Origin of the sequence: Lysobacter sp. TAB13, assembly GCF_052113885.1 — a bacterium.
GTDB lineage: Bacteria > Pseudomonadota > Gammaproteobacteria > Xanthomonadales > Xanthomonadaceae > Lysobacter > Lysobacter gummosus.
The window spans coordinates 1-437 of sequence record NZ_JBFRDR010000218.1; the positions used below are offsets into that span (position 1 = coordinate 1).

The following is a 437-nucleotide window of genomic DNA, read 5'->3' on the forward strand; positions in this document are numbered from 1 at the left end:
GAATTGTTCGACGAGGCCGCGCGAGAGCTCGCGAATGTCGAGGCCCGACGCGCAATGAAGGAGGCCGCAGCTGCATTTCGGCAGGCGGAGCCCTTTCTCACCGGCCCGTAATGGGGCGCGCAGGAGGCCGCGTTGCGCTGGTTTCGCCTTGGGACCTGCGATGCCGCGTAGGCTCGGCGCTCATCCCGGTCAGGCCGCTTCAGCGGCACAGAGCCGGGATGTCGTCGTTAAACTTTCCCAGAGAGGTCGCGTTAAGCTGAGTGCTTCTTCACCCAGGCGACATAGGCATCCATCCAGCCTTGCAGAAAAGCCCGGCTGGATTCACCGATCTCGCCGCTCTCGGTGAACAACCCATCCTTGGCCTGGATGAAGATTTCCGGCTGTCCGAGTGTCGGCATGTCGAGATAGGCGAGGACATTGCGCAGATGCTGCTGCGC

General features: G+C 62.7%; 1 pseudogene. It reads right to left on the reverse strand.

The window, feature by feature from the left end:
- Nucleotides 1-251 precede the first annotated feature (251 nt).
- Nucleotides 252-437: pseudogene (locus AB4Y92_RS25895) on the reverse strand (NADPH-dependent FMN reductase); the annotation flags it as partial.